The 13,473-nt window shown below is 70.5% G+C and carries 12 protein-coding genes; 5 read left to right on the top strand and 7 right to left on the bottom strand.

What is annotated here, in order from left to right; genetic code table 11:
• Positions 1-36 precede the first annotated feature (36 nt).
• The 5 genes from rfbD to rfbA form a co-directional block, all read right to left on the bottom strand.
• A complete protein-coding gene (gene rfbD / locus JK361_RS14940; protein WP_201817378.1) occupies positions 37-948 on the bottom strand; it encodes a dTDP-4-dehydrorhamnose reductase in 912 nt (303 codons plus the stop codon).
• The gene (gene rfbB, locus JK361_RS14935; RefSeq protein ID WP_201817376.1) at positions 945-1,919 is read right to left on the bottom strand and encodes a dTDP-glucose 4,6-dehydratase; all 975 of its coding nucleotides are present in this window, start codon (positions 1,917-1,919) and stop codon (positions 945-947) included. Before rfbB ends, rfbD begins: the two co-directional genes overlap by 4 nt.
• Positions 1,920-2,048: 129 nt before the next feature.
• Entirely contained in the window at positions 2,049-2,780 is a 732-nt protein-coding gene (locus tag JK361_RS14930) for a hypothetical protein (RefSeq protein ID WP_236053047.1), read from the bottom strand.
• 211 nt (positions 2,781-2,991) lie between these two features.
• Positions 2,992-3,582, bottom strand: coding sequence for a dTDP-4-dehydrorhamnose 3,5-epimerase family protein (locus tag JK361_RS14925; protein ID WP_201817375.1), 591 nt, complete (start codon positions 3,580-3,582; stop codon positions 2,992-2,994).
• 37 nt (positions 3,583-3,619) lie between these two features.
• Positions 3,620-4,534 (bottom strand): glucose-1-phosphate thymidylyltransferase RfbA, encoded by a 915-nt coding sequence (rfbA, locus tag JK361_RS14920; RefSeq protein WP_201817373.1) that lies wholly within the window; start codon positions 4,532-4,534, stop codon positions 3,620-3,622.
• Positions 4,535-4,647: 113 nt separating this feature from the next.
• Between rfbA and JK361_RS14915 the strand changes: the two genes are divergently transcribed.
• Positions 4,648-6,066 (top strand): putative hexosyltransferase, encoded by a 1,419-nt coding sequence (locus JK361_RS14915; RefSeq protein ID WP_201817364.1) that lies wholly within the window; start codon positions 4,648-4,650, stop codon positions 6,064-6,066.
• 7 nt (positions 6,067-6,073) lie between these two features.
• On the opposite strand, the gene JK361_RS14910 is transcribed toward JK361_RS14915, so the two are convergent.
• Positions 6,074-7,132 (bottom strand): glycosyltransferase family 2 protein, encoded by a 1,059-nt coding sequence (locus JK361_RS14910; protein ID WP_201817358.1) that lies wholly within the window; start codon positions 7,130-7,132, stop codon positions 6,074-6,076.
• Positions 7,133-7,467: 335 nt separating this feature from the next.
• Positions 7,468-9,291 (bottom strand): phosphoenolpyruvate carboxykinase (GTP), encoded by a 1,824-nt coding sequence (locus JK361_RS14905; RefSeq protein ID WP_201817355.1) that lies wholly within the window; start codon positions 9,289-9,291, stop codon positions 7,468-7,470.
• 367 nt (positions 9,292-9,658) lie between these two features.
• Between JK361_RS14905 and trhA the strand changes: the two genes are divergently transcribed.
• From trhA to JK361_RS14885, 4 genes are all read left to right on the top strand, one after another.
• Positions 9,659-10,372, top strand: a complete 714-nt coding sequence (gene trhA / locus JK361_RS14900) for a PAQR family membrane homeostasis protein TrhA (RefSeq protein ID WP_201817353.1) — start codon at positions 9,659-9,661, stop codon at positions 10,370-10,372.
• Positions 10,373-10,507: 135 nt separating this feature from the next.
• Positions 10,508-12,079 carry an MFS transporter gene (locus JK361_RS14895; protein WP_201817345.1) on the top strand — a complete coding sequence of 524 codons (1,572 nt, stop codon included), beginning with the start codon at positions 10,508-10,510 and terminating at the stop codon, positions 12,077-12,079.
• Between the two features lie 5 nt (positions 12,080-12,084).
• A complete protein-coding gene (locus JK361_RS14890) occupies positions 12,085-12,738 on the top strand; it encodes a TetR/AcrR family transcriptional regulator (RefSeq protein WP_443732163.1) in 654 nt (217 codons plus the stop codon).
• 12 nt (positions 12,739-12,750) lie between these two features.
• Positions 12,751-13,473, top strand: a complete 723-nt coding sequence (locus JK361_RS14885) for a Mut7-C RNAse domain-containing protein (protein ID WP_201817341.1) — start codon at positions 12,751-12,753, stop codon at positions 13,471-13,473.

Here is a 13,473-nt window from a genome sequence, read left to right as displayed (position 1 = left end):
GCGTGGTCTGATCCGGCCTGATCCAAACGAAAGACCCTAGGTGCGCGGGGTGCTCGTGCGTGCCGTGGCGGCCAGGGCCGCGAATTCGGGTGCCGTCAGGGCGGTCGTCAGCTGGTCGTCCCACAGGGGAAGGGGAGCGAGGCCGGCCCGCAGCCAGTTGCCGTGACCGAGGACGCTGAAGGCCGGGCGGGCGGCGGGACGCGGGAACTTGTCGGAGCCGACCGGGCGGATCCGCTCGGGGTCGAGGCCGCTGAGCCGGAAGGTCTCGCGGGCCAGGCCGTACCAGGTGGTCCGGCCGGCCGCCGTGCCGTGGTAGATGCCCGCCGGAGCCGTCCCGGCCAGCGCGGCCCGCCCGAGTGCGGCCAGTCGGCGGGCGAGGGCACGGGCCCAGGTCGGCTGGCCGTGCTGGTCGGCCACCACCTCCAGCGTCGCGCGCCGGGCGGCGAGGCCGAGCAAAGTGGCCACGAAGTTCGGGCCGTGCGCGCCGTAGAGCCAGGCGGTGCGCACGACGCGACCGGTGTCCGGGAGCAGTTCGAGGACGGCCCGCTCCCCCGCCAGCTTGCTCCGCCCGTACGCGTTGACGGGTCTCGTCGGCGCGCCCTCGGGGTACGGCAGGCGGTCGGCACCCGGGAACACGTAGTCGGTGGAGACGTGCAGCAGAAGTGCCCCGCTGTCCGCGCAGGCGGCGGCCAGGTGGCGGACGCCCGTGCCGTTCACGGCGGTGGCCGCCGCCTCGGAGCGTTCGGCGCCGTCGACGTCCGTCCAGGCGGCGCAGTTCACGACCACCCGGTGACCGGTGACGGCCGCACGGACGGCTGCCGGGTCGGTGATGTCGAGTTGCTCCCGGCCCAGGCCCGTCACCACGGCGTCCGGATCGGCGGCGAGTTCGGCCAGCACGTCCCGGCCGAGGAGCCCCCGTGCGCCGGTCACCAGCCAAGGCGTGCTCATCGCAGTGCGGCCCTCTCCGTCAGCGGCTCCCACCAGGCGCGGTGTGCGCGGTACCAGGCCACGGTGGCGGCCAGTCCCTCGGTGAAGGGGACCTGCGGGGCGTAGCCCAGCTCTTCGCGGATCTTGCTGTCGTCGAGCGAGTAGCGCAGGTCGTGGCCCTTGCGGTCCGCCACGTGCGCGACCCGGTCCCAGTCAGCGCCGACGGCGTCCAGCAGCAGTGCGGTGAGCTTGTGGTTGGTCAGCTCGGTTCCGCCGCCGATGTGGTAGATCTCCCCGGCCCGGCCGTCGTGCAGGACCAGGTCGATGGCCCGGCAGTGGTCCGAGACGTGCAGCCAGTCGCGCATATTGCGGCCGTCCCCGTACAGGGGGACCGTCCCTCCGTCGAGGAGGCGGGTGATGAAGAGCGGGATGACCTTCTCGGGGAACTGGTACGGCCCGTAGTTGTTGGTGCACCGGGTGACGACCACGTCCAGGCCGTGGGTGCGGTGGTGGGCAAGTGCCAGCAGGTCGGAGCCGGCCTTCGAGGCGGAGTACGGGGAGTTCGGTGCGAGGGGCCGTTCCTCGGTCCAGGAGCCCTCGGCGATCGAGCCGTACACCTCGTCGGTGGAGACGTGGACGAAGCGGCCGACCCGGTGCCGGCGGGCGGCGTCGAGGAGCACCTGGGTGCCCATCACGTTCGTCCGGACGAACCGGTCGGCTCCGTCGATCGAGCGGTCCACGTGCGACTCGGCGGCGAAGTGCACCACCGCGTCCTGCCCCGCCATGACCTGGTCGACCACGTCCGGGTCACAGATGTCGCCGTGGACGAATGTGTAGCCCGGTTGCCGCGCCACGGACGCCAGATTGGCCTCGACCCCCGAATAGGTGAGTTTGTCGAGCACGGTGATCCGCGCTTCCGGATCCGAGTCCCACCGTCGGCGGACGTATTCCGAGCCGATGAATCCGGCACCACCGGTCACGAGAATGCGCATGGCTCTCCGAGCTTTCTTCTCTGCTGCGAGGCGGGACAAAGGACGGTGCCCACGGGGCCGAAGCCCCGGGGGCACCTGTCCCTGTTTCCCGGAGGAGGCGGGTCCGTCAGGGAACCGCCGGTCACCGGATTACGGGGTCACGTCGACACAGACCACGTAAGCGATGATGTTGTTCGGGTTGTTGGCGGTGTTGACGGCCTGCCACCCATTGGGCGGCGTGGTGGTCGAACCGTTGATCGGGAAGCTCGACTGAAGGTTGCCGTTCGTGATCTCGCCGCCGCCGCCGGTGGCGATGTCACCGGGGTCACAGGTGACGGTCGCGACACGCGTACCGGTGGCCTGGTTCACATAGATGCGCGCGAAGGTGCCCGTTGCACCGGTGGCACCCTGGGCACCCGTGGCGCCCTGAGCACCCGTGGCGCCCTGCGGACCCTGCGGACCCTGCGCGCCCGTGCCGCCGGCACCCGTCGCGCCCTGGGCACCGGTGGCGCCCTGAGCACCCTGCGGACCCTGCGGACCCTGCGGGCCCTGCACACCGGGCTTGCCCGGCTTGCCCGGCTTGCCCTCGTGCCCCTGGGGGCCCTGAGGGCCGTAGTGGTCGTTGTCGTCGTAGCCGGGGCCGTACGCACCGTACTTCGGGGCCATGTTCTCGTAGGCGGCCCGCGCGATCGCGTCGGAGATGGCCGAGCTCAGGTCGTCGCCCGGAAGGGCCATCTCCGCACTGCGCTCGGCGGTGTGCCGGTCGATCGCGTCGGCGGCGGCCACCGTGCCCGGAACGACATTGAGCGCAACGGCAAGCGCACCGGTGCCCACCATCATGGCGGACTTCAGGCGCGAATTTCGGATCGTTCTACGGCTCAAGGGAACCTTCCTTGGGAGTGAGCGGGAGCCGACTGCAAGCGCGCGCACTCCGTGCGCTTTCTAGGCGCGTCTCACGGCGTCGGCCGCGTACCACATCAATTTGCACGCTCCGCCCGTGACCGAATAGAATCCGGCTCGCGCCATTCAGTAATGATCACTCGTGCGGCCCAAATTCGTCCCCCGAAATACCCAACCACCGGGGTGTCGGCTTTCATGCGAGGCTTTTGCGATATGCGACGCACTCCTCGTAGGAAGGCAGCAGGCCCATTCGCCCGGCCTCTTCCAGCGTGGGCGCCGCGGCGTCCTTGGCGGAAAGGCGTGGGGCGAGACCCTCGGGCCAGTCGACGGCCAGCGCCGGGTCCAGGGGGTCGATCCCGTACTCGCGCTCGGGCGCGTATCCCTCGGAGCACAGGTAGACGACGGTGGAGTCGTCCTCCAGCGCCATGAAGGCGTGGCCCAACCCCTCCGAGAGATAGACGCAGCCGTGGGTGGTGTCGTCGAGCCGGACCGCCTCCCACCTCCCGAACCCCGGTGATCCGACGCGGACGTCGACCACCACGTCGAGGACGGCGCCGCGCACGCAGGTGACGTACTTGGCCTGGCCCGGCGGCACCGCCGCGTAGTGGATTCCGCGGAGCGTGCCGCGGGCGGAGCGGGAGCAGTTGGCCTGGGCGAGCGAGAAACCCTGCCCGACCGATTCGCGGAAGACCCCGCCTCTGAACCACTCGTGGAAACGGCCCCTGTCGTCCGGGAACACCCTGGGTGTGTCCACCCATGCCCCTTCGATGCCCAGCGGTCTCATCCGGTCACCTCCTTTCGCGCGGCCGGCCTCGCGCCCGTCACCGCCGTCGCGCCTTCGGGACGTCCGCGTTCCGGTGGGGGGTGACGAGGTGCGGCGGGTCCAGCAGCCCCAGCAGGTAGTCGCCGTACCCGCTCTTGAGCAGCGGCCGGGCCAGGTCCCTGAGCCGGTCGTCGTCGATCAGACCCGCCCGCCACACCGCCTCTTCGATGCAGCCGACCTTCAGACCCTGGCGTTCCTCGATCACCCGGACGAACTCCGAGGCCTGCATCATGGAGCCGAAGGTGCCGGTGTCCAGCCACGCGGTGCCCCGGTCGAGCCGCGTGACATGCAGCGCCCCGGCCTCCAGGTAGGCGCGGTTGAGGTCGGTGATCTCCAACTCGCCCCGGCCGCTCGGCCGCAGACAGCGGGCGATGTCCACGACGCGGTGGTCGTAGAAGTAGAGCCCGGGCACGGCGTACCGGGAGCGGGGCCGGACCGGCTTCTCCTCGATGGACAGGGCGCGGCCCGACGCGTCGAACTCCACCACCCCGTAGGCCGACGGGTTGGCGACCTGGTAGGCGAACACCCTGCCGCCCACGGGCTCGTGCCGGGCCAGCCGGGTACCGAGGCCGCTGCCGTGGAAGATGTTGTCGCCGAGGATCAGGGCGACCGGCCTGCCGTCGATGAAGTCGGCGCCGAGGAGGAACGCCTCGGCGATCCCTTTCGGGGTTTCCTGCGTCATGTACTGCAGACGAAGACCCAGTTGACCACCGTCGCCGAGCAAGCGCCGGAACAGGTACTGGTCTTCAGGGGTGGTGATGATCAGAATTTCATTGATGCCGGCCATCACCAGTGTGGAAAGCGGGTAATACACCATCGGCTTGTCGAAGACGGGCAGCAGTTGCTTCGACACCGAGCGGGTCAGTGGCCACAGTCGCGAGCCGGTACCCCCGGCCAGGAGAATTCCACGCATGGCAGCACCATAGGTTAATTGCCCCTGAATGCCCCCTTTTTGCGCGCCTACCATACAAGTCGGGCGTTTTGGACATACTGGTCGCGTTCGAGTGCTATCTGAACGGAGTCCGCATGCCCGACACAACCGCCACGGACCCGCCCCGGCGCGCGTTGGAGCTGGCGGTGCCGGCACTGGCCGCCTACACCACGGTGGTCATGGCCCTCCTGGTCCGTACGTTCCTGCTGCCCAGCGACGCGTACGACTACGACAACTTCCTGGAGCCCTGGTACCGGCACATCGCGAGCCACGGCGGCTTCCACGCTCTCGCCGACACCGGCTTCTCGGACTACAACGTCCCCTACCTCTACCTCCTGGCCGCGCTGACCCACCTGCCGCTGCCGGCACTGGCGGGCATCAAGTGGATGTCGGTCCTGTTCGAACCGGTCCTCGCGTACTACACCTTCCGGATCGTCTCCCTGTTCAGGCCCTCGCCCTCCTGGGCGGCCCTGGGTTCGGCCGCGGTGGTGCTCTTCCTGCCCACGGTCGTCACCAACGGCGCCTGGCTGGCCCAGTGCGACGCCATCTACGTGGCGTTCCTGACCGGCGGGATCCACCACCTGCTGCGCCACCGGCCGTGGTGGGCGTGCGCGTTCTTCGGGATCGCACTGGCCTTCAAGATCCAGGCCGTGTTCCTCTTCCCCTTCCTGCTCGTCCTCGTGCTGGTGGGACGGGTGCCGTGGCGGTGCCTGCTCGCCGTTCCGGCGGCCTACCTCGCCCTCGACGTCCCGGCCCTCGCCCTCGGCGCCGACCCGGGGTGGCTGCTGACGGTGTACGCCCGGCAGACCGGCGAGTACCAGTCCCTCACCCTCTACGCACCGAGCGTCTACCAGTTCGTGTCGGTGCCCGGTGACACCGGGGCCGTGCGCACCGCGGGCGTCCTGGTCGCGGGCGCCCTCGTGTCGCTCCTGGCCGGGCTCGCGGTGTGGTCCCTGCGGCGCGGCCGGGCCGGCACGCGGGACTCCGGGCAAGCCGCGCTGCGCTGCGGACCGAGCGGGCGGGACTCGGGGCCGGCGGCCGGGGGGCTGACGGACACCCGGATCCTGCTGCTGGCCGCCTGCACCTCGATCGTGGTGCCGTTCCTGCTGCCCTCGATGCACGAGCGCTACTTCTATGCGGCCGAGGTGCTCACGGTGGTGACCGCCTTCCGGCTGCCCCGGCAGCTCTGGTACGCCCCGGTGCTGGTGCAGCTCGCCTCGTTCGGCAGCTACCTGAAGTGCAATTCCGCGGAGCTGTCCCCCTACCTGTCGATGCCCGCGCACGGAGCGCTGATGCTGCTGGCGCTGATCGCCGTGCTGCGGACGACGGTCCGCGAGTTCCGCCACGGGCCCTTCGGGACGACGGACGTACCGGGCCCGGCCGCGCCCGGCAAGGACACCGGCACGGACCCGGCCGCGCCCGGCAACGACACCGGCACAGGCGCGGGCGAGGACACCGGCACGAGCCCCGGCGAGGACACCGGCCGGAACACGGCCGAGCCGGCTCGCGCGTAGCGGCGGCTCAGGGGCCGGCCGGTTCGCCGAGGGAATCCAGGGCACTGCTCCGGCCGCTCCGCGGACCGGGCCACGCGATACCGGCCACGGGAACGGCCGCCGTGCCGGTGTCCTCGGCGACGTAGTAGGTGGGGCGCTGCTGGACCGCGGTGTAGACGCGGCCGAGGTACTCGCCGAGCACTCCCAGGCAGATGAGCTGGACGGCGCCGACGAAGAGGACGGCCACGATCAGGGAGGTCCAGCCGGGGGTCGTGGCGCCCGCCGCGTACACGGCCAGCGTGTACGCGATCACGGCGAGGCAGACGAAGAAGGCGAGCACGCCGAGCCAGGTGGCCAGCCTCAGCGGGGCGACGGAGAAGCTGATGACGCTGTCGACCGCCAGCGTGATCATCTTGCGCAGCGGGTACTTGGTGTGCCCGGCGACGCGCGCGTCGCGGTGGTAGGCGACCTCTCCGCTGGGGAAGCCGAACCAGGGCACGAGGAGCCGGTACACCTGCGGCTGGTCGGGCAGGGCCTTCAGCGCGTCGAGCACGGTGCGCGACAGCAGCCGGAAGTCGCCGGCCTGGGCGGGGACGTGGTTGCCGACGAGCCGCCGCATGAGCCAGTAGTAGGCGCCGGCGGTGCGGCGCTTGAAACCGGTGTCGGTGGCGCGGTTGACGCGTACGCCGTAGACGATGTCCAGTCGCCGCGACCGCGCCAGGGCGAGCATCTCCGGGATCTTCTCCGGGGGGTCCTGGAGGTCGGCGTCGAGGCTCGCGGCGTAGCGGCCGCGGGCGTGGTGCAGGCCGGCGGTCAGGGCGGCCTGGTGTCCGCTGTTGCGGGCCAGACGCACCACCCGCAGCTGCGGCCAGATGACGCCCAGGTCCTCCAGCTGTCCGGCCGTCCGATCCGTGGAACCGTCGTCCACCGCGACGACCTCGTACGTCTCCCCGGTCCCGTCCAGCACCGGCCGCAGTCGCCCCACCAGCGCCGGCAGCGCGTCTTCCTCGTTGAACATCGGAATCACGACCGACAGCTCGACCGGCGTCTCGATCAGGTTTTCCGCGTCGTGACGGACATCAGTCATTCGTGGATCCCAGCCCATTCTTGGAGCGGGTGACGCAACACGGCGTCCGGTTCATGCCGTTACGGTACAATTCCGGACGTTTTCCACGCGTTCAGACACACGCCCTCGCACCGGGTGGCATGACGGATGCCGTCCACCGCCGCCCGCCCCGGCCGTCACGCCGCCCGCGGGCCCGCGTTCCGGGGACCCGTGCTCATGGGCGAGGGCCCGGGGTCCGCCCGTACGTCTTCGTACGGTGCGGGCCCCGGACCCTTTCATGGTGCTGTCACCGCGGCCGGTCGTGACGATCGCTGGTCAGGGCACATCCAAACCGGCCGCGGAGTCTGTGAGCGGGCTCAGCCCAGGCGCTCCACCAGGGCGCGGTACTGGTCCCACAGCTCCTTCGGGGTGTGGTCGCCGAAGGTGTTGAGGTGCTCGGGGACCAGGGCGGCCTCCTCGCGCCAGACCTCCTTGTCCACCGTGAGCAGGAACTCCAGGTCCGAGTCGGCCAGTTCGAGACCGTTCGTGTCGAGGGCCTCCTTGGTCGGCAGGACGCCGATCGGGGTCTCGACACCCTCGGCCTTGCCGTCCAGGCGCTCCACGATCCACTTCAGGACACGGGAGTTCTCGCCGAAGCCGGGCCAGACGAACTTGCCCTGGTCGTTCTTGCGGAACCAGTTGACGTAGTAGATCTTCGGCAGCTTGGACTGGTCCTTGTCCTTGGCGACGTCGACCCAGTGGGCCATGTAGTCGCCCATGTTGTAACCGCAGAACGGCAGCATCGCGAACGGGTCGCGGCGCAGCTCGCCGACCTTGCCCTCGGCCGCGGCGGTCTTCTCGGAGGCCACGTTGGCGCCGAGGAAGACGCCGTGGTTCCAGTCGAAGGACTCCGTCACCAGCGGCACCGCGCTGGCGCGGCGGCCGCCGAAGAGGATCGCCGAGATCGGCACACCCTTGGGGTCCTCCCACTCGGGCGCGATGATCGGGCACTGCGAGGCCGGCACCGTGAAGCGGGCGTTGGGGTGGGCGGCCGGCGCCTCGGAGGCCGGCGTCCAGTCGTTGCCCTTCCAGTCGGTCAGGTGGGCCGGGGACTCCTCCGTCATGCCCTCCCACCAGACGTCGCCGTCGTCGGTGAGCGCGACGTTGGTGAAGACCGCGTTGCCCCAGAGGGTCTTCATCGCGTTGGCGTTGGTGTGCTCGCCGGTGCCGGGCGCGACACCGAAGAAGCCGGCCTCGGGGTTGATCGCGTACAGCCGGCCGTCCTCGCCGAACCGCATCCAGGCGATGTCGTCGCCGATGGTCTCCACGGTCCAGCCGGAGATCGTGGGCTCCAGCATGGCGAGGTTGGTCTTGCCGCAGGCGGACGGGAAGGCGGCGGCGACGTACTTGGCCTCGCCCTGCGGCGGGGTCAGCTTGAGGACGAGCATGTGCTCGGCCAGCCAGCCCTCGTCACGGGCCATGACGGAGGCGATGCGCAGGGCGTAGCACTTCTTGCCGAGCAGGGCGTTGCCGCCGTAGCCGGAGCCGTAGGACCAGATCTCGCGGTCCTCGGGGAAGTGCGAGATGTACTTGGTGGAGTTGCAGGGCCAGGGAACGTCCTCCTGGCTCTCCTCCAGCGGGGCGCCGAGCGTGTGCACGGCCTTGACGAAGAAGCCGTCGTCGCCCAGCTCGTCCAGCACGGCCTGGCCCATGCGCGTCATCGTGCGCATGGAGACGGCGACGTAGGCGGAGTCGGTGATCTCCACGCCGAGCGCGGACAGCGGGGAGCCGAGCGGGCCCATGCAGAACGGGACGACGTACATCGTGCGGCCCCGCATCGAGCCCCGGAACAGGCCCTTCTCACCGGCGAAGATCTCCCGCATCTCGGCGGGGGCCTTCCAGTGGTTGGTCGGGCCGGCGTCCTCCTCCTTCTCCGAGCAGATGAAGGTGCGGTCCTCGACGCGCGCGACGTCGGTCGGGTCGGAGGCGGCGTAGTAGGAGTGCGGCCGCTTGATCGGGTCGAGCTTCTTGAACGTTCCCTTGGCGACCAGTTCCCCGCACAGCCGCTCGTACTCGGCCTCGGAGCCGTCACACCAGACCACGCTGTCCGGCTGCGTCAGTTCAACGATCTCGTTGACCCACGAGATCAGTTCCTGGTGGTTGGTGGGGACGTCGGTGGGAGCCGCGTTGTCGCGCGCCACGATTGCTCCTAAGTGAGGGATTTTTGCCCTGGTGAGGGTTTTTCCTTGGGGCCCCGTGGGGGCTGCGACCCGGATGCTTCGCAGTCATTTCGACTGTGGGCGCTCATCCGGTGTCGACCGCACTCATTTGATCATCCGTCGTGTGTGCCCATATGTCCAGAGGGCTTCACAGGTGAGCGACGTGAGGAAGGCCACGGTTTTCGCATCTTTCCTGGGTACTCCTATGTCCCTTTACGTGCACGTTGAGTTCGCCTGAAGGACTTTTTGCGGTCGGACCGCGGATGAGGCGTGAGACGATGGCCACTCGGGGGGCGCTTCGCAGCGGGACTGATCCGTGACTTACGGTTCCGTAGGTACGATGCGGCGCATGACTGCGTCCGCATCCGACGCGCCCCTGGACCCGCCGGCCGCCGGCCGCGGTCCCGTCGCGCTCTCCTTGCCGCATCCGGTCAAGCCCAGGCTCCGGGGCTGGCTGCACCTTGGCATGTTCCCGGCCGTACTCATCGCGGGCCTCGTGCTCACCGCGCTCGCCGACTCGACCAGAGGCCGCATCGCCTGCGGTATCTACGTCCTGACGGCCTGCCTCCTCTTCGGCGTCAGCGCGCTGTACCACCGGGGCAACTGGAGCCCCCGGATGGACGGCGTCCTGCGCCGACTGGATCACGCCAACATCTTCCTGATCATCGCGGGCACCTACACGCCGCTGACCCTGCTGCTCCTGCCCGGCGGGAAGGGCCAGTGGCTGCTGTGGGGCATCTGGGCCGCCGCCGCGGCCGGCATCGTCTTCCGCGTCTTCTGGGTCGGCGCCCCGCGCTGGCTCTACACGCCCTGCTACATCGCGATGGGCTGGGCGGCCGTCTTCTTCCTGCCCGACTTCCTGCGCACCGGCGGCATCGCCGTCCTGGTCCTGGTGGTCGTCGGCGGCCTGCTCTACAGCGCCGGCGGCGTGGTCTACGGCATCAAGCGCCCGAACCCGTCACCGCGCTGGTTCGGCTTCCACGAGGTCTTCCACTCCTTCACCCTCGCCGCCTTCGTCGTCCACTACGTCGGCATCTCGCTGGTGGCGTACCAGCACGCGTAGCCCCGCACGTCCGCCCCCTCGCGGCCACGACTCGTACGAGTCGTGGCCGCTTTTGCGTGGTCGGGCACCTCACCGAACGACCTGACATCACATCTCTGTTGACACAGACCCTGTTTTGATAGTTACTCTCATTTCATGGTGACTATCACTCCGGACGATGAGACGCGGCGCGCCCACTCCCGCCGCTGGTGGGCCCTCGGGGCCCTGGTCGCGAGCATGCTCGCGCTCGGCTTCGACACGACGATCCTCAACGTGGCCCTGCCGACGATGACCGAGCAGCTGGGCGCGACCACCGGTCAGCAGCAGTGGATGGCGGACGCGTACATCGTCGTGTTCGCGGCCCTGATGCTCCCGGCGGGCCTGTTAGGCGACCGGTTCGGACGGCGGCTGATGCTGATCGCCGGGCTAGGGATCTTCCTCGCGGGCTCGGTTGTGGGTGCCGTGGCCGGGGATGTGGACGCGGTCATCGCCGCCCGCGCCGTCATGGGCGTCGGCGCCGCACTGATCACCCCGCTCGCCCTGTCCGTGCTGCCCTCGCTGTTCGGCCCGGACGAGCGCACCAGGGCCGTCAGCATCATCACGACCGTCTCGGCGCTCGGCCTCCCGCTCGGCCCGATCATCGGCGGCTGGCTGCTCAACCACTTCTGGTGGGGTTCGGTCTTCCTGGTCAACGTGCCCATGGCGGCGATCGGCATCGCGGCCTGCGTCTTCCTGCTCCCCGAGACCAAGGACCCGGCCTCCCCCAGGGTCGACACCGTCTCCACGGTCTGCACCGCGGCCGGCCTCGGTGCCCTCGTCTACGCGATCATCGAGGCCCCCGAGCGCGGCTGGAGCGACCCTCTGGTGCTCGCCCTGCTCGCCGGGGCCGCGGCCCTGATCTTCCTGCTGGTGCTGCGCGAGCGCCGGATGGAGCGTCCCATGCTCGACATGACGCTGCTCGCCCACCGCGGCTTCCTGCTCAACACCGTCGCCGCGACCCTGGTGATGTTCGTCCTGTCCGGCCTGCTGTTCGTGCTGCCGCAGTACCTCCAGGCCGTGCTCGGCAACGACGCCCTCGGCACCGGCGTCCGGCTGCTGCCGATGATCGGCGGTCTGATGGTCGCCACGCGCGGGGCGCCGCTCGCCGTCCAGCGGTTCGGTGCGCGCGCCACGATCAGCGCGGGCCTGGTGGCGCTGGCGTTCGCCGCGTTCCTCGGCAGCCGTACGACGGCCGGGTCGGGCTACGGCTTCACCGCGCTGTGGCTCTCCGTCGCCGGCATCGGCTTCGGCTTCGCGCTGGTCCCGGCCATGACGGGGGCGCTCGCCACCCTGCCGAGGGACCGCGCGGGCAGCGGATCGGGGCTGCTCATGACGCTGCGCCAGGTCGGCGGCGCGATCGGTATCGCCCTGCTCGGCAGCCTGCTGTCCGGCGCCTTCCGCGACCGGCTGGACGTGACCGGGCTGCCCGCCGCTCTGGCGGACACCGCCCGGGACTCCGTCGTCGCCGCGCACCTCGTGGCCCGGCAGGCGGGCTCGGCCCCCCTGGCGGCCTCCGCGGACGGCTCGTACGTGCACGGCATGAGCCTGGTCCTGCTGGTGTGCGGAGCGGCCGCCCTCGTCTCGGCCCTGCTGGCCGCCGCGTTCCTGCCGGGCACGGCGTCCGCCGCGGCGGGCGAACCGGGGGAGAGCCCGCAGATGGTCACGTCGGGGACCGATGCCGGACAATGACCCGCATGACGGCCGCACAGTCCCCCTACTCCCCCGCCGACCGCCCCCGGCTCGGACTGCGGGAGCGGAAGAAGATCAAGACCCGTGAGGCGATCCGCGCCGCGACCTACGCACTGGTCAAGGAGCAGGGGTACGACGCCACGACGATCGAGCAGATCGCCGAGCGGGCCGAGGTGTCGCCGTCGACCGTCTTCCGCTACTTCCCGACCAAGGAGGACATCGTCCTCACGGACGAGTACGACCCCGTGATGCTGGCGGAACTGCGCGCCCGGCCCGAGGACGAGCCGTGGATGGACTCCGTCCGGCACGTGATGCGCAGGACCCTCGACCTGAGCGACCGGGAGGATCCCGAGGTGCTCCGGCTCCGGGCCCACCTCGGGGTCCAGGTGCCCGCCATCCGCTCCCGCTACTTCGAGAGCATGACGGAGACGGGCCGCCTGCTGCGCGAGGCCCTCGCGGAGCGCACCGGCCGCGACCCGGAGAGCCTGGAGGTGCGCGTCAGCGCCATGGCCCTCATCGGCGGCATGATGGAGGTCTCCATGTACTGGGCGGAGAACGGCTTCGAGGGCGAGCTGCGGGACCTCATGGAACGGGCCCTGGACGTCATGGAGCACGGCCTCGGCCCCGAAAACCCCTCAGGACCACGGCACCGTCCGTGACATCCTGACGGGGTGAACGGACCCGAGATCCACGTCGAAGTCGCCCCCGCCCTCCACCTGTTCGTACCGGCCGCCCGACGCGGCGGTGCCACGGCGCTGGCCACGGACGGCGTATCGACGCTCGGCCATGTGATCGAGTCCCTCGGGGTGCCGCTGACCGAGGTCGGCGCGCTGGTCGTGGACGGCCGCGAGGTGCCCGTCTCGCACATCCCGAGCGCGGGCGAGCACGTCTCGGTCCGGGCCGTGGAGCGCCCCCAGCAGGTCCCCGGCGCCCCGCTGCGCTTCCTCCTCGACGTCCACCTCGGCACGCTGGCCCGCCGGCTGCGGCTGCTCGGCGTGGACACGGCGTACGAGTCGACGGACATCGGCGATCCGGCCCTCGCCGCCCGTTCCGCGGCCGAGAAGCGGGTGATGCTCAGCCGCGACCGGGGCCTGCTGCGCCGCCGGGAACTGTGGGCCGGCGCGTTCGTCTACAGCACCCGCCCCGAGGACCAGCTCCAGGACGTGCTGGACCGCTTCGCCCCCGACCTGCGCCCCTGGACCCGCTGCACCGCCTGCAACGGCCTGCTGCGGGAGGCCGCCAAGGAGGAGGTCGCCGACCAGCTCAAGGGCGGCACCCAGCGGTCCTACGACGTCTTCGCGCAGTGCACGGCCTGCGGGCGGGCGTACTGGAAGGGCGCGCACCACGACCAGCTGGAGGCGATCGTGGCACGCGCCCTGGCAAAGCGGCCCTGA

The sequence above is a fragment of the Streptomyces musisoli genome, from assembly GCF_016741855.1.
Classification (GTDB): Bacteria; Actinomycetota; Actinomycetes; order Streptomycetales; family Streptomycetaceae; genus Streptomyces; species Streptomyces musisoli.
Note: the sequence above shows the minus strand (reverse complement) of the source record. Positions and strands in the feature narration are given on the sequence as shown.

Bases quoted from the DNA above. Each gene is read 5' to 3' on its own strand.
- JK361_RS14925 (WP_201817375.1), bottom strand. From the start codon at position 3,582: ATGAGACCGCTGGGCATCGAAGGGGCATGGGTGGACACACCCAGGGTG.
- JK361_RS14895 (WP_201817345.1), top strand. From the start codon at position 10,508: ATGGTGACTATCACTCCGGACGATGAGACGCGGCGCGCCCACTCCCGC.
- trhA (WP_201817353.1), top strand. From the start codon at position 9,659: ATGACTGCGTCCGCATCCGACGCGCCCCTGGACCCGCCGGCCGCCGGC.
- JK361_RS14910 (WP_201817358.1), bottom strand. From the start codon at position 7,132: ATGACTGATGTCCGTCACGACGCGGAAAACCTGATCGAGACGCCGGTC.
- rfbD (WP_201817378.1), bottom strand. From the start codon at position 948: ATGAGCACGCCTTGGCTGGTGACCGGCGCACGGGGGCTCCTCGGCCGG.
- rfbA (WP_201817373.1), bottom strand. From the start codon at position 4,534: ATGCGTGGAATTCTCCTGGCCGGGGGTACCGGCTCGCGACTGTGGCCA.
- rfbB (WP_201817376.1), bottom strand. From the start codon at position 1,919: ATGCGCATTCTCGTGACCGGTGGTGCCGGATTCATCGGCTCGGAATAC.
- JK361_RS14915 (WP_201817364.1), top strand. From the start codon at position 4,648: ATGCCCGACACAACCGCCACGGACCCGCCCCGGCGCGCGTTGGAGCTG.
- JK361_RS14890 (WP_443732163.1), top strand. From the start codon at position 12,085: ATGACGGCCGCACAGTCCCCCTACTCCCCCGCCGACCGCCCCCGGCTC.